At 68.9% G+C, this 21,887-nt stretch carries 22 protein-coding genes; 12 read left to right on the top strand and 10 right to left on the bottom strand.

The genetic code is table 11. The features are described 5' to 3' along the window. Nucleotides 1-6: 6 nt before the first annotated feature. The 3 genes from JRI60_RS22345 to JRI60_RS22335 are packed head-to-tail and all read left to right on the top strand — an operon-like array spanning nucleotide 7 to nucleotide 2,443. Nucleotides 7-537 (top strand): type IV pilus modification PilV family protein, encoded by a 531-nt coding sequence (locus JRI60_RS22345; RefSeq protein WP_204227859.1) that lies wholly within the window; start codon nucleotides 7-9, stop codon nucleotides 535-537. Further along, nucleotides 534-1,823: a PilW family protein gene (locus JRI60_RS22340; RefSeq protein WP_204227858.1), complete on the top strand. Its 1,290-nt coding sequence runs from the start codon at nucleotides 534-536 to the stop codon at nucleotides 1,821-1,823. The genes JRI60_RS22345 and JRI60_RS22340 overlap by 4 nt, the downstream gene beginning before the upstream one ends. Continuing rightward, a complete protein-coding gene (locus tag JRI60_RS22335; protein ID WP_204227857.1) occupies nucleotides 1,820-2,443 on the top strand; it encodes a pilus assembly FimT family protein in 624 nt (207 codons plus the stop codon). The genes JRI60_RS22340 and JRI60_RS22335 overlap by 4 nt, the downstream gene beginning before the upstream one ends. 17 nt (nucleotides 2,444-2,460) lie before the next feature. On the opposite strand, the gene JRI60_RS22330 is transcribed toward JRI60_RS22335, so the two are convergent. From JRI60_RS22330 to JRI60_RS22310, 5 genes are all read right to left on the bottom strand, one after another. After that, entirely contained in the window at nucleotides 2,461-3,663 is a 1,203-nt protein-coding gene (locus JRI60_RS22330) for a glycosyltransferase (RefSeq protein ID WP_204227856.1), read from the bottom strand. Beyond that, nucleotides 3,650-4,711 (bottom strand): glycosyltransferase family 4 protein, encoded by a 1,062-nt coding sequence (locus JRI60_RS22325; protein ID WP_204227855.1) that lies wholly within the window; start codon nucleotides 4,709-4,711, stop codon nucleotides 3,650-3,652. The genes JRI60_RS22330 and JRI60_RS22325 overlap by 14 nt, the downstream gene beginning before the upstream one ends. 18 nt (nucleotides 4,712-4,729) lie before the next feature. Continuing rightward, nucleotides 4,730-5,260: a serine O-acetyltransferase gene (locus tag JRI60_RS22320; protein ID WP_239470662.1), complete on the bottom strand. Its 531-nt coding sequence runs from the start codon at nucleotides 5,258-5,260 to the stop codon at nucleotides 4,730-4,732. A 76-nt stretch (nucleotides 5,261-5,336) separates the two neighbouring features. After that, complete coding sequence (locus JRI60_RS22315; RefSeq protein WP_430384409.1) at nucleotides 5,337-6,881, bottom strand: lipopolysaccharide biosynthesis protein; 1,545 nt, start codon at nucleotides 6,879-6,881, stop codon at nucleotides 5,337-5,339. Further along, complete coding sequence (locus tag JRI60_RS22310; RefSeq protein WP_239470826.1) at nucleotides 6,875-7,963, bottom strand: polysaccharide deacetylase family protein; 1,089 nt, start codon at nucleotides 7,961-7,963, stop codon at nucleotides 6,875-6,877. The genes JRI60_RS22315 and JRI60_RS22310 overlap by 7 nt, the downstream gene beginning before the upstream one ends. Before the next feature lie 601 nt (nucleotides 7,964-8,564). On the opposite strand from JRI60_RS22310, the gene ccmA reads away from it, so the two are divergent. The 8 genes from ccmA (at nucleotide 8,565) to JRI60_RS22270 (ending at nucleotide 15,293) form a co-directional block, all read left to right on the top strand. After that, nucleotides 8,565-9,227: a heme ABC exporter ATP-binding protein CcmA gene (ccmA, locus tag JRI60_RS22305; protein ID WP_204227852.1), complete on the top strand. Its 663-nt coding sequence runs from the start codon at nucleotides 8,565-8,567 to the stop codon at nucleotides 9,225-9,227. Beyond that, nucleotides 9,224-9,919, top strand: a complete 696-nt coding sequence (locus JRI60_RS22300; RefSeq protein WP_204227851.1) for a heme exporter protein CcmB — start codon at nucleotides 9,224-9,226, stop codon at nucleotides 9,917-9,919. Before ccmA ends, JRI60_RS22300 begins: the two co-directional genes overlap by 4 nt. A 142-nt stretch (nucleotides 9,920-10,061) precedes the next feature. Further along, complete coding sequence (gene ccsA, locus JRI60_RS22295) at nucleotides 10,062-10,751, top strand: cytochrome c biogenesis protein CcsA (RefSeq protein ID WP_239470825.1); 690 nt, start codon at nucleotides 10,062-10,064, stop codon at nucleotides 10,749-10,751. A 1-nt stretch (nucleotide 10,752) separates the two neighbouring features. Then, on the top strand, nucleotides 10,753-10,929 hold the full coding sequence (locus JRI60_RS22290; RefSeq protein WP_204227850.1) for a hypothetical protein: 177 nt from the start codon (nucleotides 10,753-10,755) through the stop codon (nucleotides 10,927-10,929). Between the two features lie 3 nt (nucleotides 10,930-10,932). Next, nucleotides 10,933-11,421 carry a cytochrome c maturation protein CcmE gene (locus tag JRI60_RS22285; RefSeq protein ID WP_204227849.1) on the top strand — a complete coding sequence of 163 codons (489 nt, stop codon included), beginning with the start codon at nucleotides 10,933-10,935 and terminating at the stop codon, nucleotides 11,419-11,421. Then, nucleotides 11,418-13,442 carry a heme lyase CcmF/NrfE family subunit gene (locus tag JRI60_RS22280; RefSeq protein ID WP_204227848.1) on the top strand — a complete coding sequence of 675 codons (2,025 nt, stop codon included), beginning with the start codon at nucleotides 11,418-11,420 and terminating at the stop codon, nucleotides 13,440-13,442. The genes JRI60_RS22285 and JRI60_RS22280 overlap by 4 nt, the downstream gene beginning before the upstream one ends. Continuing rightward, nucleotides 13,439-13,978 (top strand): TlpA family protein disulfide reductase, encoded by a 540-nt coding sequence (locus JRI60_RS22275; RefSeq protein WP_204227847.1) that lies wholly within the window; start codon nucleotides 13,439-13,441, stop codon nucleotides 13,976-13,978. Before JRI60_RS22280 ends, JRI60_RS22275 begins: the two co-directional genes overlap by 4 nt. Nucleotides 13,979-14,168: 190 nt before the next feature. Beyond that, nucleotides 14,169-15,293, top strand: coding sequence for a zinc ribbon domain-containing protein (locus tag JRI60_RS22270; RefSeq protein WP_204227846.1), 1,125 nt, complete (start codon nucleotides 14,169-14,171; stop codon nucleotides 15,291-15,293). Nucleotides 15,294-15,364: 71 nt separating this feature from the next. On the opposite strand, the gene JRI60_RS22265 is transcribed toward JRI60_RS22270, so the two are convergent. Beyond that, entirely contained in the window at nucleotides 15,365-15,658 is a 294-nt protein-coding gene (locus JRI60_RS22265; protein WP_204227845.1) for a hypothetical protein, read from the bottom strand. A 76-nt stretch (nucleotides 15,659-15,734) separates the two neighbouring features. After that, entirely contained in the window at nucleotides 15,735-16,412 is a 678-nt protein-coding gene (locus JRI60_RS22260) for a hypothetical protein (protein WP_204227844.1), read from the bottom strand. Nucleotides 16,413-16,488: 76 nt separating this feature from the next. On the opposite strand from JRI60_RS22260, the gene JRI60_RS22255 reads away from it, so the two are divergent. Beyond that, complete coding sequence (locus JRI60_RS22255) at nucleotides 16,489-17,874, top strand: MBL fold metallo-hydrolase (RefSeq protein ID WP_204227843.1); 1,386 nt, start codon at nucleotides 16,489-16,491, stop codon at nucleotides 17,872-17,874. A gap of 24 nt (nucleotides 17,875-17,898) precedes the next feature. On the opposite strand, the gene JRI60_RS22250 is transcribed toward JRI60_RS22255, so the two are convergent. The 3 genes from JRI60_RS22250 to JRI60_RS22240 form a co-directional block, all read right to left on the bottom strand. Continuing rightward, nucleotides 17,899-19,236 (bottom strand): cupin-like domain-containing protein, encoded by a 1,338-nt coding sequence (locus JRI60_RS22250; RefSeq protein ID WP_204227842.1) that lies wholly within the window; start codon nucleotides 19,234-19,236, stop codon nucleotides 17,899-17,901. Nucleotides 19,237-19,547: 311 nt separating this feature from the next. Beyond that, a complete protein-coding gene (locus JRI60_RS22245; RefSeq protein WP_204227841.1) occupies nucleotides 19,548-20,813 on the bottom strand; it encodes a hypothetical protein in 1,266 nt (421 codons plus the stop codon). Nucleotides 20,814-20,846: 33 nt separating this feature from the next. Further along, nucleotides 20,847-21,812, bottom strand: a complete 966-nt coding sequence (locus JRI60_RS22240; RefSeq protein WP_204227840.1) for a Vps62-related protein — start codon at nucleotides 21,810-21,812, stop codon at nucleotides 20,847-20,849. Nucleotides 21,813-21,887 lie beyond the last annotated feature (75 nt).

Genomic DNA, 21,887 nt, shown 5'->3' with positions numbered 1-21,887 from the left:
CGAACCATGATGAAGCACCACCGCCACCGGAGCGTCCGCGGGGTCTCCCTCCTGGAGTCCATGGTGACCGCGGTGGTGCTCATCCTGGGCATCGGCATGGTGGCCGGGACGGTGATCACCGTCACCAAGCTCAACCGCCGCAACCTGGCCCAGGCGCAGGCGTACACCATCGCCGAGTGGTGGTTGGAGCGCGTCACCCGCATCGGGTGTGACGCGGTGGCCGATCCGGACCACCCCTGCAGCGCCATCGCGGCCCTGGATCACAAGGAAGAGACCGTCTACTGGAGCGCCAGCGGGGCTCCCACCCTGCAGGTGCCCGCGGCGGGAGACCCGGAGGTGCGGCGGCCGTACCGGGTGAGCATCGACGTGGACCCGCCCCTGGAGGGCAATGAGTTGGGAGACCCGGTCCTCAACCGCACGGAGAAGGGCGTGACGCTCAGGCGCGCGGTCAACGTGCGCGTGACGGTGGGCTGGCAGGACGAGGGGAGCGGGGACTCCTTCCAGGCAGTGGCCCTGCAGACGCGGGTGGGACCATGAAGCAACGAGTGGCTGGAAACGGAGGCTTCTCCCTCCTCGAGGTGATGGTGGCCAGCAGCATCTCGCTGATCGTGCTCGCGGCGGCCCTGTGGAGCGCCGCGGAGCTGCAGCGGCGCGGCACGCTGGAGGAGTCGCTGATGAGCGCGCAGAACGCGATGCGCGCGGTGCGAGACCTGCTCGTGGTCGACCTGCAGCGCGCGGGCACCGGCGCGGGAAGCGCGCGCCTGGTCTTCGGCAGCCGGCCGAGTGGGGCCGCCGACGTGCGCTATGCCATCACCGTCAGCGCGAGCGAGCCCTTCAATGGCAGTGGCCTCTTTCCCGAGGACACGTCCTTCGCCCTGCCCACGGGCCCCTATGCCACGCGGGCCTCCGACGCCCTGCAGGTGTGGACCTGGGACACCGAGGCGGAGGACGCGGCGGGCCAACCCATCCCCATGCTCCCGCTGGACACGTGCCCGACGCCGCCCCCCGCCCCCTCCCTGTACCGGAGCGGCGACACGTTGTGCATGCTCACCAACCCCGCCGCGCTGATGGACCGGCTGGTGATGGTGGTCAAGCCCGCCACGCGGACCGCCTGCATCATGCAGGTGCGGGCCGCCAACGAGGTGACGAGCGTGCCCATCCCCTATTGGCAGGTGACGATCGTCCCGGGGCTGCCGGGCAATCCTCCGCCCGTGGGAGACCTGTGCTCGGCGCCCGGCGCGACCCCGTCGACCGAGTACACCAACTTCTGGCAGCACGACACCGCGGGCGCCTTCGTCATGCCCGTGCGCGGAATCTCCTTCCGCATCAACTGGAAGAGCGGCGGGCCGGTGCTCGAGCGTCACGAGCAGACCTCGGACGTGAGGCCGGGCCTGCCCCCCGCCCCCTGGGTGGCCCTGTCCCGGGACGTCGAGCAGCTGCGGGCGCGGCTGGGGGTGAAGGACAACCTCGCCGAGCTGGACGCGAATGTCCTCTGGTTCCCCGATACGACCGCCGCTCCCGCCCGTCCGGCGATCGACTCGTGTGACGCGACCTGCAACGCGCTGGTGCCCATGCCCGGCGGCACTCTCTGGACGGCCAGCGCGGACGAGCCCACCGCGAGGGACGCGCTGATGCGCAGGTTGCGCATGGTGGAGCTCACGGTGACCACTCGCACCTCGCGGGCGGATCCCGCGCTGGCCAGGAAGAGCGGCGGCGATTTCGTCCTGGATGCGGACGGCAACCCCCAGGACGGCTACAAGCGGCGCACCGCCACCGTCGAGGTCATGCCTCGCAACTACTCCTACGCGGGGGTGATTCCATGAAGCGCACCCAGAGGGGAACGACCCTGATGGAGATCGCCGTGACGCTCGCGGTGATCGGAGTGATCGCCTCCATCGCCCTGGTGAACATGGACGACGTGCGGCTCAAGCAGAACGAGCGCGATGGGCTCCGGGAGATCTCCATCCTGGCGATCCAGGCCCGCACCTCCGCCCGCAAGGGGCAGTACCCCGTGCGACTGGCCGTGCACCCGCGCGCGGACCGCCCGGGACACATCATCCGCTGGGAGCAGCTGGGGTGTACGAACCCGGACGACAAGTGGGGCGTCGACTGCCCCTCCGCGGCCTGTCAGGCGAACGCCTGTGGCACCGGGGGCTGCACCTGTGTCGCGGTGGGCGAGCCGATTCCCGTGCCCGACACGTTGGACATCTCCGCCCTGGACGGGCTGTGCTGGCTGGCCCGGAGCGCCCAGCCGCGCCAGCGCGGTACGGTGGGTTCCCCCAAGGACTGCGACAAGACCGCGGCGCCGCCCCAGGGGCCCCTTCGCATCAAGGAGCGCGGGGGTGTGGTGCACCACCTGCTCCAGGTGGACGGGCTCACCGGCGCGATGCGGATGATCGACTGCACCGGGAGCCATCCGGACCCCGCCTGCACGGGGCCCTGAGCTCGAGCCGGGCGTGACTACAGACCGCGCCCGGCCTTGAGCATCGCCTCGCCCACGAAGCCGCGGATCTCCTCCACCTTGGCCTCCCAGCTCTCGTGGCGGATGCGCTCGGCGCGCTCACGGGTGGGGCCAGCGCCCTCCGCGAGGCACTCGTCGATCTTCCGCACGAAGTCCTGGGTGTCCTTCGCCAGCTTGCACAGGCCCACCTTGCGCACCTCGGGGATGTCCGAGGACACCACGGGCAGGCCCGCCGCCAGGTACTCGCGCACCTTGAGCGGGTTGGCGTTGAGCGTGAGCTCGTTCACCTTGAAGGGCATGAGCGCCACGTCGAAGGCACGGCAGTAGCCGGGCAGCTCCGCGTACTGCTTGCGCCCCAGCAGGTGGATGTTGGGCTCGGACTTGAGCACCGACGGATCCACGTCCGGCGCCACCTTGCCGATCACCACCACCGAGCCCTCGGGGTGCGCCTTCGCCGCCGCGGCGATGGCCTCCAGGTCCACCCAGTCCGCCACCAGCCCGAAGAAGCCCAGGATGGGCCGAGGCAGCTTCGCGATGTCCTCCGGAATCGGCGTGGACGCATCGCACGCCTTCACGAAGTGGTTGAAGTCCACGCCGTGGCGCACCAGCACCGTGTTCGGGTTGACGCGCGCCTTGTTCTCCCGCAGCCGCTCCGCCGAGGTGATGACCAGGTCCGCCCGGCGCATCAGCTTCTCCTCCAGCTCGGCGATGTGCCGGCCGTTGGTGTCGCTGAAGGCGGAGAACTCGTCCACGCAGTGGTAGACGACGAACTCCTCGCCCAGCCGCCCGGACACCGGCGCCGAGGCCGGCAGGAACGACCAGGAGATGGGCCGCTTGAAGTGCAGCGACTTCATGGCGCGCAGCACCTGGGCGCGCAGCAGCTCGCGGTTCGCCGCGCGCACCGCCTCCGAGCCGTAGAAGGGAATGGCCAGCGGGGCGAGCACGAAGAGGTTCGGCTCCACCTCGCGAATGCCCTCGGTGAACGAGGCCAGCTTCTTCCAGATGCGCTGCAGATCGTGCGCGTTGGCCTTCGGGGCCCGGTTGCCGATGCTGTTCACCCAGAGGACACGGTTGTCCCGGGAGAGGATCCGCATGATGTGGACCTTGGACAGCGGGTCCCCATCCCAGTCGTTGGAGAACACCACCAGGTCCCTGCCACGAAGGGCCCGGCGGGCCACCTCCAATTCCTCACTGCGCCGCATGTGTCTCGCCTCCTCCAACCATCGTGGATTGCGCCAGAGCGCCGTACAGCTCGAACAGCACCGGACCGGCGTCCGGTGACACCACCTGCGCGGGCCCGTTCGCGAGCGCGCGCTTCACCTGGTCCGCCAGGTCCATCGCGTTGCCCGCGCGGAAGGTGTAGGCCCCGTGTGGCCGCGTGCACACGTCGCTGGCCACGCACGGCACGCCGAGCGCGAGCGCCTCTCGCACGGAGATGGCATCCCCGTCGTGCGTGGTGGGCCGGATGAAGGCATCGCAGCGGGCGATCAGCGCCAGCGCCCGCGAGTGCTCCAGCTCGCCCAGGTCCTCCAGGTGCTGCTCGACCTGGGACTCGCGGGCATCGCGGAGGAACTCCTCCGAGCGGGTACCGGGTCCGAAGACGGCGAGCCCCACGCCGGGCAGCTCGTTGGCGAGCATCCGCAGCGCGCGGAACATCAGCTGGCGGCCGTAGACGGGAGAGGGGTGGTGCGCCATGGCCAGCAGGGTCCGGCGGCGGCGGCGCGCCTCGCGGATCTCCAGGGTCTCCACCCCCGGCTTCACCTGCGAGCCGCAGAAGGCCGGATACACGACGACCTTCTTCTCGGGGATGCCGCAGCGCAGGAGCGCCTCGCGCACCGCCTCGGACACCGCCACCACACGCGAGTAGCCGGCCAGGGCCACCCGGGCGAAGGCCCGGCGCGACACGGAGGCGCCCAGGTAGTCCGGCAGCAGCCCCGAGTGCAGCGTGATGATCCGCTGCGAGCGAGGCGCCCTCACCCCCGCGGTGGCGGCGAGCATCCAGGACTTCGGGTTGTTGCCGCTGGTGTGGACGTGCACCGTCCACCCGTCCCGCAGGAAGCCCGCGAGCCGCTTGCCGTACTGCGTGGGGGTGCGGACGGGGATGACGTCCGGAGCCGGCCGGCCGCCCTTCCCGATGTCCAGCACCACCGCCTCCACCCCGCGCTCGCGCAGGTACCCGTGGAGCTGCTGGACGTGGATCGCCACGCCACCATGCGGTGGCGGATAGTCACCGACGAGGAGCACTCGCATGCTCGGTTCCCTTCTGGACTAGCGCGCGGCGGACGACGCCGATGGAGGAACGGACGGGACCGCCTCGGGGCGCCGCACCGGCGGGCGCAGCCCCATCTCACGCTCATAGGCGGCGAGCGGATCCGGATCCCTGCGAATCTCCTTGGCCGGGATGCCCCCCACCACCGCGCCGGGAGCCACGTCCCTCACCACCACGGCGTTCGCGCCAATGACGGCGAAGTCCCCGATGTGGATGTTGCCGAGAATCTTGGCGCCCGCGCCGATGCGCACGTAGTCGCCGATGACGGGCAGATCCTTGAGCCCCGAGCGTCCGCCAATCGTCACCTGATGGGAGATGAGACAGTGACGACCGATCCGGGCATCCTTGTGGATGACGATGCCCATGCCGCCGTAGCCCAGCTGCGTGCCCTCGCCGATCTCCGCCTCGGCGGGGATGTACGAGCCATGCAGGAAGTGAATCGCCTTGCGCAGTACGGCCGGCAACACGGGGACACCCCGCAGGTGCAGCTTGCGAGCCATCCGATACAGCGTCATCGCATCAATACCCATCACGCCACTCCTCCCCAGTTGAACGGAGCCCCAAGCTAGGTACCAGCCCCCTGGGGCGGGAGTCCCCCCAGACCCGTCACCGTCCACCAGTGACATGTCTGGAGGAGCAACTGGCGCGGCGAGCACGCAGGCTGGCGAGGACGCTCAGCGGACGCACTCCCGTGGCGTACAGGACGCCTACATACCCCGCGAGGAACAACATGCCGGCCAGCGCGAGCGGCAGGATCCTCCAGACGAAGCCCTCGGGCAGTCCGAGCCAGGCGTGCTCCGTCCCGGCGCGCAGCAGGAAGACGGCCACCCCGGCGGCCACGGCCGCGACAGACGCCTTGCCCAGCTCGCGCCAGGGGATGACGTCCCGGACGCGCAGCGGGTGCTCCGGAGTGGACAGCGCCGCCGGCACGCGCACGAGCAGTGAGCACTTGCCCACCACCTCGGCCAACGCCCAGGACACGACACCGCCCATCATCCCGAAGTGACGCACGCCCAACCACACGAGCGGCACCGTCACCACCGCCTTCAGCAGGTACGAGACGAAGATGGCGCGCGTGTGTCCGCGAGCGCGCAGCACGCCGTCCATGGGCAGGATGGCGAGCACCACGCCCAGCACGCTCACCCGGAAGATGGGAACGGCCGGAAGGAATTTGGCGCCGAAGAGCGCGCCGATGAACTCGGGCGCCGCCGCGAAGAGGAACGCGGCGAAGGGCAGGAAGACGAACGCCAGCTTGCCCGCCGCCTCTCGGAAGGCCAGGACGCCCTCCTCCGGGCGCCCCTGCTTGTCCAGCTCGCCCAGGCGCACCATGAGCACCTCGCTGGTGGGCGTGTAGAGCAGGTCCACCACGGGCAGCTGGAAGCACCCCACGCGGTAGAGGGCATAGAGGGCCGGGGCCACCGCGCCCGCGACCATATAGAGGTGGGCGTTCTGCTGGGGAATGGCGAGCGCCATGGCCGCGCCGAAGGGCGCCGCGTACACGATCTGCTCGCGCCACAGCTTCGCGCGCACCAGGGGACCCGAGGCCCCGCGCGGCACCACCACCCAGGTGGCCACGTAGCGAAGGAAGGCGAAGCCCGCCACCGCCATCATCAGCCCGTGCAGGCCCGCGCCCAGCAGGCACGGCACCACCATGACGGCCGCGCGTACGACGTCCGACACCAGGTACACGAGCGCCGACTGCTTCGTGCGGCCCTGGCTCGTGAGGGAGATCTCCAGCGGGAAGGAGCCGATCAGGAAGGCGGTATAGGCCGCGAGTGTCGCCCGGTACGGCAGCAGCGCCGGGTTGCCGAACCTGTCGGCCACGAACCCGAGCAGGCCCCACACCAGCGCCGCGCCCACCAGCCCCGCGCCGGACGTGAAGAGGAGCGCCTGGCCCAACCAGGGCCGCTTCTCCTCGGCGCGAGGCACGAAGTAGTAGAGGCTCTGCACCACCCCGAAGGGCAGCACGTAGTAGAGCGTCGTGGCGATGAGGAAGAGCTGGTAGTAGGTGCCGTAGTCCTCCAGGCTCAGCACTCGCGCCAGGACGAGGGGAATGGACAACGTCAGCCCGGCGGTGAACAGCCGGGCCAGCACCAGCGGTCCCGCCTTCCCCAGGAAGGAGGAGGCGGGAGCGGACTTCTCGTTCACCAGGACACCTCCCCCACCGGGCCCACCACGAGCGGGTTGCCCAGAACGGCCTTCGAGTGCTGCGGACGCCGGCCCGGCACGGGCTCGCGCAGGCCCAGCACGCCGAAGCAGTCATCCAGCTGGCACACGGTGAGGCTGCGCGAGTACCCCGTCAGGCCCACGCTGAAGTTCTCCCAGAGCACCTTGCGCTTGAGGGTGAACGGGTCTCCGCCGATGAGGTTGGACATGTCCTCGGTGGTGACGGCCGAGCGGAAGCCATTGCGCTTGAGCACGCCGATGACCTCGTCCGAGTACCACCCGTTGCAGTAGGCGAAGTCGCGCACGGTGATGCCGGCCTCGCGCTCGATGAGGGCCTTGGACTCGCGCACCTCGCGCTCCACCACCTCGAGCGGCTCGTGCGTGAGCACCACGTGGCCCAGGGTGTGCGCGCCGAACTCGAAGCCGTCCCTGGCCATGCGCCGCACCTCCTCCCAGTCCATCAGGTCCCCCTGCTCGGGGAGCAGCGGAGTCCCGGGCTCGAGCCGCGCCTCCAGCGCCTGGATGGTCTCCACGAGCGTGGCCGTGGGGTACTGGCCGATGAAGTCGTCGAGCGCCGCGGACAGCCGCTTGCGGCCGGTGAGCACCGCCTCCACCAGCTCCGCGGCGGGCCCGGGCATCACGTCGAACAGCACCTGCTTCTGCTGGGACTGCAGCAGCCGCAGCAGGTGGAAGAGCCGATCGTGGTTGAAGCGCTGCTGGGTGCCGATGAGGTCCGCCGGCAGGTAGGTGATGGCCGGCACGCCCATCTCCTTCAGGACGGGGTAGCCGTACCGGTACACGTCGCGGTAGCCGTCATCGAAGGTGACGACGCACAGGTCCTTGCGCGCCGTGCGCCTGCCGGCCATCACGTCCAGCGCATCGCCGAGGGAGGCGAACTCGTAGTCGGCCTCGGCGAGCCCCTCCAGGTGCTTGCGGAACGTCTCCTGGGAGATGAGCAGCCCCGGGATGGAGCGCTGGAGCTCCCCGGAGAAATCGTTCACCACCCGGTGGTAGCTCACGATGAGGATGCGGCGCCCACCCGACTGGTGCCGTCTCCAGGCCGCCATGGCCTTGCGCAGCCCGGTGTGGTGGAACACACCCGCCGCCGCTGTTTTCATCGCCCGCCGCACCATTCCCCGCATGTCCATCGCTGCTTCCTCCCAGATGACGCCGCCGCCCATTCTCCGCGCCAGGAGTCTGCACACGCGATGCCAGCCGCACAGCGAGGACCTGCCTGGAAGATCGAGCCACTGTTGACGGTAACTCCGTGCCCATTCACTACGTGCACGCGCAAGGGCCGGTGCAAGTCGGGTGTCAGCGGGTGAAAGATCTTCCGTTTCGCGGAGGACAAGAGCCCCATTCGCGCCCATCACGAACCCGCGGACACCCTGTGAGGGTCATCGGTGTGGCCCAGGGATTGAAAATGGGTTCCTCTGACGCCTCGCGCGGATCGCACCGGAAGACCCCAGATCGTACCGTTGGATTTCCCTCCCCGGGCCACGGCTCGACCCTCCGCGTCGGGGCCCTCCGGCCGAGCCTCGGGCGGCCATGACCCCGCCTGGGGGCTCGGGTCTCGTCCCGGGGCCCCGTCTCCAGGTTCCTGGCCAGGCTGCCGGGCCTGCTTTCGCTGGAGTGCGGGGGAGTTTCCAGTTACGAACGGTCCCGCCGATGGAAGCTCCCTCCGTAGCGCCCCCCGCGCTGGCCCTTCACGATGTCAGCAAGCGATATGGACGTCGCTGGGCACTCGCGCGCCTCAGCTACACCCTGCCCCAGGGCCGCTCCCTGCTGCTCACGGGGCACAACGGCTCCGGAAAGACGACGCTGTTGCGGCTGGTGGCCACCGCGCTCTCCCCCACCCACGGCCGCGTGGAGGTGCGGGGCAAGGACTGCGTGCAGGACCGGGAGACCGTGCGGCGCGAGGTGGCGCTCCTGTCACACGCGAGCTTCCTCTACGAGGACCTCACCGCCCACCAGAACCTGGTGGTGCTGGCGAGGCTGCTCGGCATGGACGGGCCCTCGGACGTGGCCGGCGAGCTGCTCACGAAGGTGGGGCTGACGAAGCGCTCGGACAGTCCGGTGCGCCAGTTCTCCGCGGGCATGCGCAAGCGCCTGGCCATCGCCCGGCTGCTGATGAAGTCCCCCGCCCTGGCGCTGCTGGACGAGCCCTTCGGTGAGTTGGACCCCTCGGGCATCCAGGACATGGAGAAGATCATCGGCGAGCTGAAGGACTCGGGCGTCACCGTGGTACTGGCCACGCACCTCATCGAGCAGGGCATGGCCCTGTGCGAGGAGCGCCTGCACCTGCAAGAGGGCCGGGCGGTGGCGGCATGAAGCGCGTGCGACCCATCTCCCTGCTGAAGACGGTGGGGGTGCTGCTGGCCAAGGATCTGCTGATCGAATGGCGGACCCGCGCGCGGCTCAACGCGCTCATCTTCTTCGCGCTGGCCACGCTGCTGCTCTTCTCCTTCGCGGTGGGGCCGGACAGCAAGGTGCTGGCGCGCAACGCGGGCGGCTACCTGTGGCTGGCGCTGCTGTTCGCCAGCGTGCTCGCGCTGGGCGAGTCCTTCCGGGTGGAGCAGGAGAACCTCACCCTGGACGGGCTGCGGCTGGCCCCGGCGGACGCGCGCGCCATCTTCCTGTCGAAGGCGGTGGGCAACGCGCTGCTGCTCATCGCCCTGGGCGCCCTGCTGATTCCGGTGATGGTGGCCCTCTACGGGGTACAGGTGGCCATGGGGGTGGGACCTTTCGCTACCACCCTGGTGCTCGGCTGCATGGCCATCAGCGCGCCGGGCACGGTGTACTCGGCCATCGCGAGCAATGCGCGGGCAAGAGATGTGCTGCTCCCGCTGTTGCTGTTCCCGCTCATCATTCCAGCGCTGCTCGCCGCCGCGAAGGCGACATCGCTCGTGTTGCAGGGTGACCCGATGAATCAGCTCGGCTCATGGTTCGGGCTGCTCTTCGGGTTCAATCTGATTTATTGGGGGTTGGGATTCCTCCTGTTCCCCCGGGTCATCGAGGATTGAGGTCATGAGCGGTGTGATGAACACGGTGCTGCAGACGGGCTCGGCGGCGGCGGCGCTGACGACGGTCGGTCTGGGAGTATGGCTGGGCCGCAAGTGGGCGCCTCCGGGCTCGCGCTTCAACGCGCGTCCGGTGCTGGCCGGCATGACGGTGGCGACGCTGGCGCTGCTGGCGGTGGGCACGTACCTGGGACTGGTGTGGACGCCAGAGGACCGGGAGATGGGCCACGTCTACCGCATCATCTACGTGCACGTGCCGGCCATGTGGATGGCGATGCTGGCGCTGGTGCTGAACTTCGGCCTGTGCGTGGCCTACCTCTTCAAGTCGAGCTGGAAGACGGACGCGCTGGCGGAGGCCTCCGGCGAGGTGGGGCTGCTCTTCGGCAGCTACGGACTGGTGCTGGGCGCCATCTGGGGCAAGCCGACGTGGGGCACGTACTGGGACTGGGATCCGCGGCTCACCGCCATGGCGATCATGCTGGTGACGTACGTGGCCTACATGGCGCTGCGCCGCTTCGTGGAAGACCCCGAGAAGCGGGCGGTGTGGAGCTCGGTGGTGGGCATCATCTCGTTCGTGAACCTGCCCATCGTGTGGTTCTCGGTGAAGTGGTGGCGCAGCCTGCACCAGGTGCAGTCGACGCCGAAGACGGTGGACCCGGACATGGTGCTGTCGCTGCGCGTCAACGCCTGGGCCTCGCTGATGATCCTCACCCTCTTCCTGCTGCACCGCTACCGGGTGGCGCTCGCCACGCGTGAGGCGGAGGTGGCGCTGCCCGAGGCGCTCCCCACGGACGCGCCGGCCTCGCGGGACAACCGCGCTTCGGAGGTCGCCTGACATGACCACGGCACTGCACACGTACACGCTGCTCGCCCAGGTGGGCATGGGTCGCATCCAGGGTGGCTGGGAGTACATCTGGTCCGCCTACGGCATCGCCTGGGCGTCGCTTTCGCTGTATGCCCTGTCCCTCTGGCTGCGCCGGCCCGGCAAGGCCGCCAATGACGCGAAGGAGTGAGCCATGACTCAGCAGAACCGCAACCGCCTCATCGCCGTGGTGGCCCTGCTGGTGGCCGGAGCGGGCCTGGCCCTGGTGGCCTTCGGCAACATCGGTGAGAACCTCGTCTACTACTGGCGGCCCTCGGAGATGCTGGCCCAGGGCGAGAAGGCCTACGGCCCCACCATCCGCCTGGGTGGCCAGGTGAAGCCGGGCAGCATCCAGTGGAACGAGCAGCACACCACCTTGAACTTCGAGGTGATGGACAGCGAGCAGCCCGACGCGGCGCACGTGATGGTGCGCACCACCGAGGTGCCGCCGCAGATGTTCCGCGAGCGCATCGGCGTGGTGGTGGAGGGCACCTTCGACAAGTCGCGGGTCTTCGAGGGCAGCCGGCTCATGGTGAACCACTCCAACGAGTACCGGGCGCCGAAGACGGATGACGACGTGAAGAAGATGTTCGAGGAGATGCAGAAGCAGGAAGCCACCACGGCGGCGGTGAGGAACCCGTGAACGGAACGCTCGGATACGGGCTGGTGCTCGGCGGGCTCGCGTTCGCGAGCTTCGGAGCGCTGGTCGGCCTGGTGGGCGGGATGCGCCGCGACGACGCGGCCTTCCCCTGGGTGATGCGGTGCGTGTACGGCTTCTTCGCCTGCATGCTCGGCGCCAACCTGGTGATGGAGTGGGCGCTGCTCACCAACGACTTCAGCGTGAAGTACGTGGCGCAGGTGGGCAGCCTGGCCACGCCGACGGTCTTCAAGATCGTCTCGCTGTGGAGCGCGCTCGAGGGCTCCATCCTCTTCTGGGGCCTCATCATGGGCAGCTACGTGCTGGCCTTCGCGCTGGTGCACCGGCGCGAGCACGCGCGTTACATGTCCCTGGCGCTGGGCACGATGCTGGCGGTGGGCGTGTTCTTCACCTTCCTCATCGCCGGGCCGGCCAACCCGTTCCACGCGATGTCGCCGGTGCCGCCGGACGGACCGGGCCCCAACGCGCTGCTGCAGAACCACTACCTGATGGTCATCCATCCGCCCATGCTGTACCTGGGCTACGTGGGGATGACGGTGCCCTTCGGCATCGCCGTGGCCGCGCTGCTGCGCGGGGAGATGGGCGATGCGTGGATGGCGCCCCTGCGCCGTTGGACGCTGGTGGCGTGGCTGTTCCTGTCGGTGGGCATCATCCTGGGCTCGTGGTGGGCGTACGCGGTGTTGGGCTGGGGCGGCTACTGGGCGTGGGATCCGGTGGAGAACGCGTCCTTCCTGCCGTGGCTGACGTCCACCGCGTTCATGCACTCCACGCTGGTGCACGAGCGCAAGAAGATGCTGAAGCTGTGGACGCTGAGCCTGGTGTTGAGCAGCTTCGTGCTGACCATTCTGGGCACGTTCATGACGCGAAGCGGCATCTTCAACTCGGTGCACAGCTTCACGCAGTCGGACATCGGCCCGACGTTCCTGGTGTTCATCGCGGTGCTGCTGTTCGTGTCCATCGCGCTGCTGGCCACGCGCGGGCACCTGCTGGTGGCCGAGAGCGAGCTCAAGTCGCTGGTGTCGCGCGAGGCGACGATCCTGGTGAACAACCTGGTGTTCGTGGCGATCACCTTCACGGTGCTGCTGGGCACGCTCTACCCGCTCATCTCCGAGGCGGTGCGCGGGGTGCGGGTGAGCGTGGGCGAGCCGTACTTCAACAAGATGGCGGTGCCCGGCGGCATCATGGTGCTGTTCCTGATGGGCGTGGGCCCGATGCTGCCGTGGGGCAGCTCGGATGCGAAGACGGTGCGCGAGCGCTTCTGGATTCCGGCGGGGGTGGGCGTGGCGGTGGTGGGCGCGTGCCTGCTGGGAGGCCTGAGGGGCTTCTACCCGCTGCTGACCTTCGGACTGGCGGGCTTCGTCACGGTCATCACCCTGCGGGAGCTGGCGCTGCCGGTGAAGGTGCGCATGAGCGAGCGCAAGGAGGGCTTCGTCACGGCGCTGGTGGGCAGCGCGACGAAGGCGCGGCGGCGCTTCGGCGGCTACATCGTGCACCTGGGGATCGTGATGATCCTGGTGGCGGTGGGAGCGTCGCAGGCGTACGTGACGCACACCTCGGGCACGGTGCGGGTGGGCCAGACGATGAAGGTGGGCGAGTACCAGGTGAAGTACCTGGGACTGGCGAGCGGGCAGGAGCCGCACCGCACCTTCGTGGCCACGAAGGTCGAGGTGACGGCGCCGAATGGATCGGTGAGCGAGCTGGCGCCGCGGATGAACTACTACGAGCGCATGACGGATCCGGTGGGAACGCCGGCGGTGCGCACGACGGCGAAGGAAGACCTGTACCTGTCGCTGATGGCGTTCTCCGAGGAGCGTGGCACGGCGAGCTTCAACGCGTGGGTCTTCCCGCTGGTGGGGTGGATCTGGTGGAGCATCCCGGTGCTGGTGCTGGGGACGCTGATCGCGCTGTGGCCGGCGAGGAAGGCGCGCGCGGTGGCCGGGGCGGAGACGTCGGCGGCTGGAGCGTCGCCCGAGACTGGCGGTGAGATGAACCGGGGTGCGGCATGAACTGGCGCGTCACGCTGAGCTTCGTCGTCCTGTGCCTGGGGCTGCTGCTGGTGCTCAACAAGGGCTTCGGGAGGGATCCGCACGAGGTGCCCTTCATGCTGAAGGGCAAACCGGCGCCGGCGTTCGGGCTGAGGTCGCTGAACAACGGGCAGCTGGTGAAGCTGGAGCAGCTCAAGGGCCGGCCGGTGGTGATCAACTTCTGGGCGTCGTGGTGCGGCCCCTGCAAGATGGAGCACCCGGTGTTGGAGTGGGGCTCGAGGGAGTTCGGCAACCAGGCGACGTTCCTGGGGGTCATCTTCGAGGACACGGAGGACAACGCGAGACAGTTCCTGTCGCAGATGGGGGCGAGCTTCCCGCAGCTGATGGATCCGCGGTCGCAGATGGCGGTGGACTACGGGGTGGCGGGAGTGCCGGAGACGTACTTCATCGACGCGCAGGGGACGATCCGGGGCAAGCACGTGGGACCGATCGATCCGCAGTCGTTGGCGAACTGGATCAAGGAGCTGTCCGCGAGCGCCCCGACGGCGCAGCAGTAACAACAACAACCACCCCTCTCCCACCGGGAGAGGGACGGGGTGAGGGTACCGAGTCCCCCGGGTTGCCAAGGTGTCAAACCCCCTCTCCCTCTGGGAGAGGGCTGGGGTGAGGGTCATCCCCGGAATCCAGTACACTCCGAGCGGCATGAACCCGGAGCACCGAGGGCCCGGGAGCAGGAGGCCGTAACCCATGCGGTGCAAGGAGTGCGGAGAGCGAGCGCAGGATCCGACCCTGCGTTACTGCGAGAACTGCGGGGCGAAGATGCCGACGCCGCCGCCGGGGAGCATTCGCCGGACGTCCGTTGGAACGGCGGCGGTGCAGACGACGGGGCGCTCGCGGAGCACATCGACGGCGAGGGCGGTGCCCGCCCGAGACGAGGCCGAGGACACGAATCCCGGCCCGCGCCGCGTGCGAACGGACGACGCGGACGAGCACACGGATCCAGGCAGACCCGCAGCCCCACCGTACGACGGACCGATCTGGCTGGCGCACGTGCCGGGACACTCGCCGACCGTACTGGGCGTAGGACTGCTGGGAGTGGCGCTGGTGCTCTCCATCCTGCCCTTCTTCGCGGGAGTCGGAGCGCTCGGCACGCTGGCGGTGTTCGTGGGCGGATGGCTGGTAACAGCGCGCGAGATGCGGGTGGCGGGCGCGAGGCACGGGTTGGTGGACTGGGTGCCCGACTCGCTGCTGCACCCGGCGGTACCGGCGGTGTACGCGGTGCTGACGGTGGGGCTGGCGATCCGGATGCTGGGCATCGGCCTCACGCCGCTGCTGTGGCTGGGAGGCGCGGGGCTGATCGGCTACGACCAGTACCGCAAGGTGTACGCGGGAGAGACCGGGTTCAGCCGCCTCTTCGAGCCGCGACAGCTCATTCGCGGCACATCCGGGGTGGCGCTCGGAGGCGTGGTGCTGTGCCTGGTATCGCTGTTCCTCACCTGGACGCCGGGGAGGAGCTATTCGGGGCCAGTGCCGACGACCCAGGGCCCGCCGGGGCTGGAGGTGGTGGACGCGCCGCGCCCGTCGGACGACGTCGTCTACAGCCTGCTCGCCCAGGCCTACGACAAGGGCTGGGACAAGCCGTTGGCGGAGACGATGGAGCTGCTGCTGCTGGCGGTGCTGGCCCTGCTGGCGCTGCGCCCGGAGGTGGCCCGGCCGGGCTGGCTGCGCTTCGTTCCCATCGCCGTGGTGGTGCTCGGCCTGGTCTGGACGCTCGCGTGCGGGGCGCTGCTGCCAGGGCCCCTGCTGTTCCTCGCGGGACTGGCCGCGGTGGGCTTCGCCGGGGTGTACCAGGCCTTCACGCGCGAGGCGTGAGGGCCCTCCGCGGGTGACGACCCTCACCCCCCGCCCTCTCCCAGAGGGAGAGGGAGCATGCGTAACCCGGGCTAGTGCCCCTGGGGCTTCGACTTCCCGCAGGTCTTGTCGCAGGACTGGGTGCTGGACTGGAGCTTCTCGGCGCAGCGGTTCACACAGGCCCCGTACTTCTCGTCGACCTTGCCGGCCTCACCGCCCTTCGGGCAGCCCGCGACACATGCATTCATGGCCGTGTTGGCCTTCACCAGGCACTGGCCCTTGCACTCATCCGGAGTCTGCTTGCCAGCGGCCGCGGCCGGCAGCGCCAGCAGCACTCCACCGACGAGCATCGCACTCCACCACGAGGCCTTTTTCACTCGATTCATGGCTCGCACATCCTCCTGATGAAACGTTTGTCGAGAGGATAGGAGGGCATGCCCTCCCCAGGGAAGCGGGCGCGGCTCAGCCATTCGGATCCAGCGGTCCGAGCACCAGCTTCCGGAGGCGCTCCCACCGTGTCGGCTGCGGCAGGTCGTCCTGCTCCAGGTAGGGCTGGCCCTCGGGAATGACGTTGCCATACGCATCCACCCGAGGCACCGAGGCGATGGACCAGCACTCGAGCGTGGCATCGTTGTCGAGGTTGCCCGCGGCCACGGCGATGAACGCCTCGTGGGGAGGGGTGCCCCAGACGCCGACGCCCAGGGGTCTGCCCGCCTCGTCCTTTCCGGGAATGAGGGGACAGCCGGTCCCGGCGAAGCCGGTGGGCGCGGGGGCGTTCTTGAAGCGATAGCGGTCGCTCCAGACGATGACCGCATCGTTGACGCGCGTCTCCACCGTGGCATCGCGCAGCTCGATGGGACCGGAGGACAGGAGGAAGTACGCGAAGCGGTTGCCACGCTCCGGCAGGAAGCCGATCTCATGGAGCCGCTGGCCGTACCGGTCCTTCTCCTGCAAGTAGGCTCTCTGGCTGGTGTAGAGCGCCTTGAGGTTGGCCTTCGCCTCGTGGACCCTGGTGGGGCCGAACTTCACGAAGCTGAGCGCGAAGCGGACTCCGAGCAGCAGCAACAACACGAATCCCACGGAGAACAGCGTGAGCTCGAGTGGCCCCAGCCGGGTGTGACTCCTCGACTCCTGGTCCATGACGCCCCCCTTCTCATGACCCCTACACTACGCCACGAGTGCCCTCCATGAGGCGGGGTCGGGTAGAGTCGCGCGCATGGCCTCCATCCAGTTCCTCGGTGCGGCGGGCACCGTCACCGGCTCCAAGTTCCTCCTCGAGCACCAGGGCAAGCGGGTGCTCGTCGATTGCGGTCTCTTCCAGGGACGCAAGGAGTTGCGCCAGCGCAACTGGCACTCCCTGCCCGTGCCCGCCCGGAGCCTCGACGCCATCGTCCTCACGCACGCCCACATCGACCACACGGGCGGCCTGCCCCGCGTGGTGCGCGACGGCTTCCACGGGCCCGTCTACTGCACGTCTGGCACCAGGGACCTGTCCGCGCTGCTCCTCCCGGACTCGGCGCACCTCCAGGAGGAAGAGGCCCGCTACGCCAACAAGGAGGGCTACTCGAAGCACCACCCCGCCCTCCCCCTCTACTCGGTGGAGGACGCACAGCGCGCGCTGAAGCTCTTCGAGACCTTCGGCTACGAGCGCACCCGGGAGATCCTCCCCGGCATCACCCTCACCTTCTACCGGGCGGGCCACATCCTGGGCTCGGCGGTGTGCGTGTTCCACCTGGAGAGCACGAACCAGCGCGTGGTGTTCAGCGGCGATCTGGGCCGCTACCACGCGCCCATCCTGAGGGATCCGCAGACGGTCCGCTCGGCCACCACGCTCCTGGTGGAGAGCACCTACGGCGACCGCGAGCACGCGGAGACTCGCCCCGTGGACGCGCTGTGCGAGGCCGTGAACAGGGCCGTCGAGCGCAAGGGCATGGTCGTCATCCCTGCCTTCTCCATCGGGCGCACCCAGGAGCTGCTCTACCACCTGGGCAACCTGGAGCGAGCGCGGCGCATCCCGGAGCTGGATGTGTTCGTGGACTCGCCCATGGCGTGCGACGCCACGCCCATCTACCTGGCGCACGCGGAGGAGCACGACCTGGACATGTCCGCCATCGTGGAGCGCGGTGGGTCACCGCTGGCCACGAAGCGCACGCGCTTCATCACCTCGCCGAAGGAGAGCCAGCGGATCAACCAGTTCGAGGGCCCGGGCATCATCATCTCCGCCTCGGGCATGGCCACCGGGGGCCGCATCCTCCACCACCTGAAGCACCGGCTGCCGGACTCGCGCAACACGGTGCTCTTCGTGGGCTACCAGTCCGAGGGCTCGCGCGGCCGGCGCATGCTGGACGGCGAGAAGGAGATCAAGATCCACGGGCAGATGGTGCGGGTGGAGGCGGAGCTGCGCACGGTGAGCGGTTTCTCCGCGCACGCGGACTGGACGGAGATGCTGCGCTGGATGGACGGCTTCGAGGCCCCGCCACGCCAGACACTGCTCGTCCACGGGGAGCCCTCGGCGCTGCAGGCGCTAAAGGGCCGGGTCGAGGCGCGCGGCTGGCCGGCCTATATCCCCGGGTACATGGAGAAGGTCGAGCTGGCGAAGTAGGACACGGGCGGTTCAAGAACCGAGTCACCCTGAAGCAGCACTGTCGAGTTGGTGCTGCAAGAGCCTCGAGTTGGGACCCAGCTCCACCGCGATCCCCACGCAGTCCGAGACGTTGAGCACCGCGTGGTACCAGTGCTGCGGCACGAACAGCACCTCTCCCGGCCCTTGCACGCACTCGTGCAGCTCCGCCGCGAAGGGCTCCCGGTGGGCTCGGGCCCACTCGTGCATGGCGATCGTCGTGGGGCCATGGAAGTGGAACGGTGGGAGCAGGAACCACCGCTTGTAGCCAAAGAGCAACGCGTTCCAGGCCGCCGTGTGTTGGTGGAAGCTCACTCCGGAGTAGGCCGGCCCCACGTAGAACAGCGCCCTGGAATGGCGCTGCTCCTCATCGAAGGCGAACATCGGGCCCGCGAAATGCGGCGGGTGACGGTAATCGCCCTCCATCCCCTCGAGCACCTGCAATCCGAAGAGATAGAGCGGATCGCGCTCGCCCGAGGCCCCCTTGCCCATCACCTGCTCGACGTACTCACGCAGCCGCATTCGAGGCCGCTGGCGGCCTTCCTGGTAATTGTCGTCCGTGACGTCGCTGCTCTTGCGCACCTGGACCCAGGTGTCCCCATGTCGTTGCAGGAGCGCGGACTTCGTCCAGTTCCGCCAGGCGGGCCAGTCCTCCAGGATTCCGCTGAGCAACACGGGACGATTCGCGAGCGCGTACTCGGCGATGAACTCCTCGGGGCTCAACCGGTGCCGGCGCTCGATGTTCCGGAAGGGGGAGTCCAGCTCGGGCACCCGCTCCACGGCCCATCCTCCATCCGGATGCGCCCCGCTCGAAGTGGGCTCCTCCACCACCCCGCCCGCCGGTGAGCCATGCTGGATGTACGCGAGCATGCTGCCGTAGATGCTCGAGACGCGCGCGGCCTGGGGCGGATACATCCCTTGCAGGTGACTCGCGGCCTGACGGTACACCTCCAGGGCCTCCGCCGTACGCCCCTGCTTGTGGAGCGCCACCGCCAGGATGTCCTGGAGCTGCCACCGCTCCGGGAACCGCTCCAATCCCCGCCGCGCGGTGGCTTCAGCCCTGGCGAACTCCCGCGACAGCAGCTGCGCGCGGCCGAGGTGGAAGAACGAAATCCCCGCGGCTCGCTCTGGCGGGTCACTCGATTCCAGCGCCGCGAGCTCGCTCGTCATGGCCTGCTGGTACGCCTCCACCGCGGCCGGCAGCTCGCCGAGCTGCTTGAGGCATTCGCCCCGCAGGCGCCAGACCTCCTGTGCGGTGGTGGCCGGCAGTTGCCGCGGCGATACCTCCTCCAGCAACGTCAAGGCCTTCCGATGATCTCCCCGCTCGCGGATGTACAAATCCACGAGTCTGAACCTGTACCAAGAGTCCCCAGGCTCACGGGCCAGGGCACTCTCGAGCGACTCCACGGAATCGACATTCACGGGAGGCGGCTTCGCCTGGACCGGAGCGGGAGCGGGCGCCCTGCCCTCGCATCCGCAGCAGTGCCTGGATTCCTTGCCACTACCACACGAGCAGGGCTCGTTCCGGCCAAGGGCTGACATCCACGAGCCTCCGGGGCCCAGGGCTCCTGAGCCAGAACCTGGCTTCCACTTCACCTACCCGCGTAACGCACGTCAATGCCCCCCATGAGACGTGAGACCTTCTCCCAGCCCGCTCACTCGCCCCGGACGTAGGTGCGGGTCACCCCGCCCTGCTCGACGATGGTGAGGGCCGGCTTGCCGCTGGGGTCCGGGGTCTGGCTCACGGTCCACGTCTGGGCGCCGATGTTCGGCGTGAAGTCCGTGTTCGACGAGGGGCTGCAGAGGTTCTCGCGGCGGCCGATCTTGAACTCCGGCGTCACGGTCACCTGGCCATTGGCGCCCCACTGCACGCGCCCCGAGTGATAGGTGTAGAGCCGCAGGTAGCACGCCGTGTTGAAGTTGATGCGGGTGCGGTACAGGCTGGAGAACTCGTAGCGGCCTTTCGGCAGGAAGCGCACGTAGTAGCCGTCGAGGTCATCGGACGCATTGATGATCCACGAGCGCGCCTTGCCGTTGTAGTACCCGCCCTTGCGGATGGAGCCGTTGTAGAAGGCCCCCTCCACGGGGCCCCCTGGAGTGCCCTGCGCGGCGTTCGGTACGGGTGCCGCGGCCTCGGGCTGCTTGCCCGACCCGGACGGCTGGCCTCCCATCTTCAGCTCCAGGTTGACGCTCGCGGGTGGAGACACCCGGGCGTAGGCGCCATTCTGGGTCTGGGCCCCCACCAGGTCCGCCGAGTCGATCTCCTTGTTTCCGTTCAGATCCTTCCAGGCGACGATCTGGTAGCTGCCCGGGGCCACGTTCTGGATGGCGAAGGACCCCGAGCGACCGCTCTCCGCCACCTGGGCCGAGTAGGTCGGCTCGCCGCAGCCTCCGCCCGCCGGGATGCAGGCGATGATGACCGTGCCCTTCACATCCTGCCCCTTGGGGGCCGTCACCTTGCCCGACAAGGAGGACCCGCCGGAGGACCCGCCCGCGAGCGGACCCCCGCTCCCGTGGATCTTCATCTGGATGTGGATGTTCCTGGCGGGCGCGGTGACCATCGCCACCTCCTGACCGCCCTTCGGATTCGAGTAGAAGCCGAGCAGGTCTCCCGCGTCGATCTCCCCGTTGCCGTTGAGATCCTTCCAGGCCATCACGACCCGGCCCTCCGAGGGGACGTCCGGCAGCTCGTACTCGTGCCGTTGCCCGTGCTCGTCGTCGAACATGCCCGAGACGGCGGTCCGCTCGTCACACTCGGCATTGAGGCCCATCTTGCACGCCACCACCATGGCCCCGTTGATGTCGTGACCCGGAGGAACGCTCACCATCCCCGAGATGGAGCCCCCGGCCAGGGCCGAGGACGTGGACAGCACCACACAGGCCGCGAACAACGGAACCGCCCGGCGAAGGGAATCGCTCATGCGATGCACTCTCCAGGCGGCTCCGGCCGGGCGTCAATAGGTGTTCCAGGCGCCCTGGAAGGACGGGCCCTGCGGGCCGCTCGTGTCGTCGAGCTGGCCCACCTCGCCCCAACGGCCGCCGTACTTGATGAACGACTGGCCGTTGCGGGGCGCGCCCTTCTCGCCCACGTTCACCCAGTTGTTCCACGTCTGCCACACCGGACCGCCGTCATAGCTGTGGTCATCGAAGCCCGACACCTCGGTGGGGAACGTCCCCGCGGAGGGGTAGCTCGCGTGCGAGCCATCGGCCGAGTAGACGATGGGATGCGTCCCGTTCCACTTGAGCTGCGAGGCGGTGTAGCGCTTCCCGCCACCGTGTTGCGCGTACCAGGCCGACTGGAAGTTGCCGGCCGAGTCGGTGGACACGGTGATGTGCTCCCAGTCGGCCTCGTGGTTCACGGACGCGTAGGAGTCGTTGTACGGGTAGAAGAACCAGTACTGGAGGTCGTAGCCGCCCGAGACGACCGCGCTCTTCTTCGTGTGCACGTACACGCGCCACCCGGAGGACGTCGTGCCGTTGTGCACGGCATCATCCGGCGGCTGGAGGAAGAACTCCTTGTGCGACGCGCTCGAGGCGTAGACGGTGCTGTTGTGACCGCAGAGCAGCCCGCTCTTCAGGTTGTGGGTCCGCGTGGAGAGGTTGGCCTGGGTGGCCGTGCCGAGCGCGAGCACCTGGCAGTCCGGGCACCCATCGTGGTCGAAGCGCATGTGCACCCGCGCCAGGTACCAGTCCACGTTGGCCGGCCGCGTCCAGTCGATGGAGTCCGGGGCCAGCCGCACCTCGGGTGCGAACTTCGCGGCGAGCTGATCCTCGAAGGCATCGTCGAGGCCGTCCGCGTCGACATCGGTGATCAACGCATCCGAGCGCTCGCCGGGCGCGGCGTCCTCCTCGGCGAGGGGGCCGCACGCAGCGAGCGTCAGGGTGGAGAAGCACAACAGCAACGACCGTCCGGTTCGCATGAAGAGAACTCCTGACCGCCGGGGCTCATCCCCGGCTCGGAATTCTCATTTTCACGCAAACCGAGAGGAATGAGA

Origin of the sequence: Archangium violaceum (genome assembly GCF_016887565.1) — a bacterium.
Classification (GTDB): Bacteria; Myxococcota; Myxococcia; order Myxococcales; family Myxococcaceae; genus Archangium; species Archangium violaceum_B.
The sequence above is the reverse complement of the archived record's forward strand: the minus strand, read 5'-3'. Positions and strand labels throughout refer to the sequence as shown.

Coding starts and splice junctions, on each gene's coding strand:
- JRI60_RS22345 (WP_204227859.1), top strand. CDS start 7: ATGATGAAGCACCACCGCCACCGGAGCGTCCGCGGGGTCTCCCTCCTG.
- JRI60_RS22340 (WP_204227858.1), top strand. CDS start 534: ATGAAGCAACGAGTGGCTGGAAACGGAGGCTTCTCCCTCCTCGAGGTG.
- JRI60_RS22335 (WP_204227857.1), top strand. CDS start 1,820: ATGAAGCGCACCCAGAGGGGAACGACCCTGATGGAGATCGCCGTGACG.
- JRI60_RS22330 (WP_204227856.1), bottom strand. CDS start 3,663: ATGCGGCGCAGTGAGGAATTGGAGGTGGCCCGCCGGGCCCTTCGTGGC.
- JRI60_RS22325 (WP_204227855.1), bottom strand. CDS start 4,711: ATGCGAGTGCTCCTCGTCGGTGACTATCCGCCACCGCATGGTGGCGTG.
- JRI60_RS22320 (WP_239470662.1), bottom strand. CDS start 5,260: ATGGGTATTGATGCGATGACGCTGTATCGGATGGCTCGCAAGCTGCAC.
- JRI60_RS22310 (WP_239470826.1), bottom strand. CDS start 7,963: ATGGCGGCCTGGAGACGGCACCAGTCGGGTGGGCGCCGCATCCTCATC.
- ccmA (WP_204227852.1), top strand. CDS start 8,565: ATGGAAGCTCCCTCCGTAGCGCCCCCCGCGCTGGCCCTTCACGATGTC.
- JRI60_RS22300 (WP_204227851.1), top strand. CDS start 9,224: ATGAAGCGCGTGCGACCCATCTCCCTGCTGAAGACGGTGGGGGTGCTG.
- ccsA (WP_239470825.1), top strand. CDS start 10,062: ATGACGGTGGCGACGCTGGCGCTGCTGGCGGTGGGCACGTACCTGGGA.
- JRI60_RS22290 (WP_204227850.1), top strand. CDS start 10,753: ATGACCACGGCACTGCACACGTACACGCTGCTCGCCCAGGTGGGCATG.
- JRI60_RS22285 (WP_204227849.1), top strand. CDS start 10,933: ATGACTCAGCAGAACCGCAACCGCCTCATCGCCGTGGTGGCCCTGCTG.
- JRI60_RS22275 (WP_204227847.1), top strand. CDS start 13,439: ATGAACTGGCGCGTCACGCTGAGCTTCGTCGTCCTGTGCCTGGGGCTG.
- JRI60_RS22270 (WP_204227846.1), top strand. CDS start 14,169: ATGCGGTGCAAGGAGTGCGGAGAGCGAGCGCAGGATCCGACCCTGCGT.
- JRI60_RS22265 (WP_204227845.1), bottom strand. CDS start 15,658: ATGAATCGAGTGAAAAAGGCCTCGTGGTGGAGTGCGATGCTCGTCGGT.
- JRI60_RS22260 (WP_204227844.1), bottom strand. CDS start 16,412: ATGGACCAGGAGTCGAGGAGTCACACCCGGCTGGGGCCACTCGAGCTC.
- JRI60_RS22255 (WP_204227843.1), top strand. CDS start 16,489: ATGGCCTCCATCCAGTTCCTCGGTGCGGCGGGCACCGTCACCGGCTCC.
- JRI60_RS22245 (WP_204227841.1), bottom strand. CDS start 20,813: ATGAGCGATTCCCTTCGCCGGGCGGTTCCGTTGTTCGCGGCCTGTGTG.
- JRI60_RS22240 (WP_204227840.1), bottom strand. CDS start 21,812: ATGCGAACCGGACGGTCGTTGCTGTTGTGCTTCTCCACCCTGACGCTC.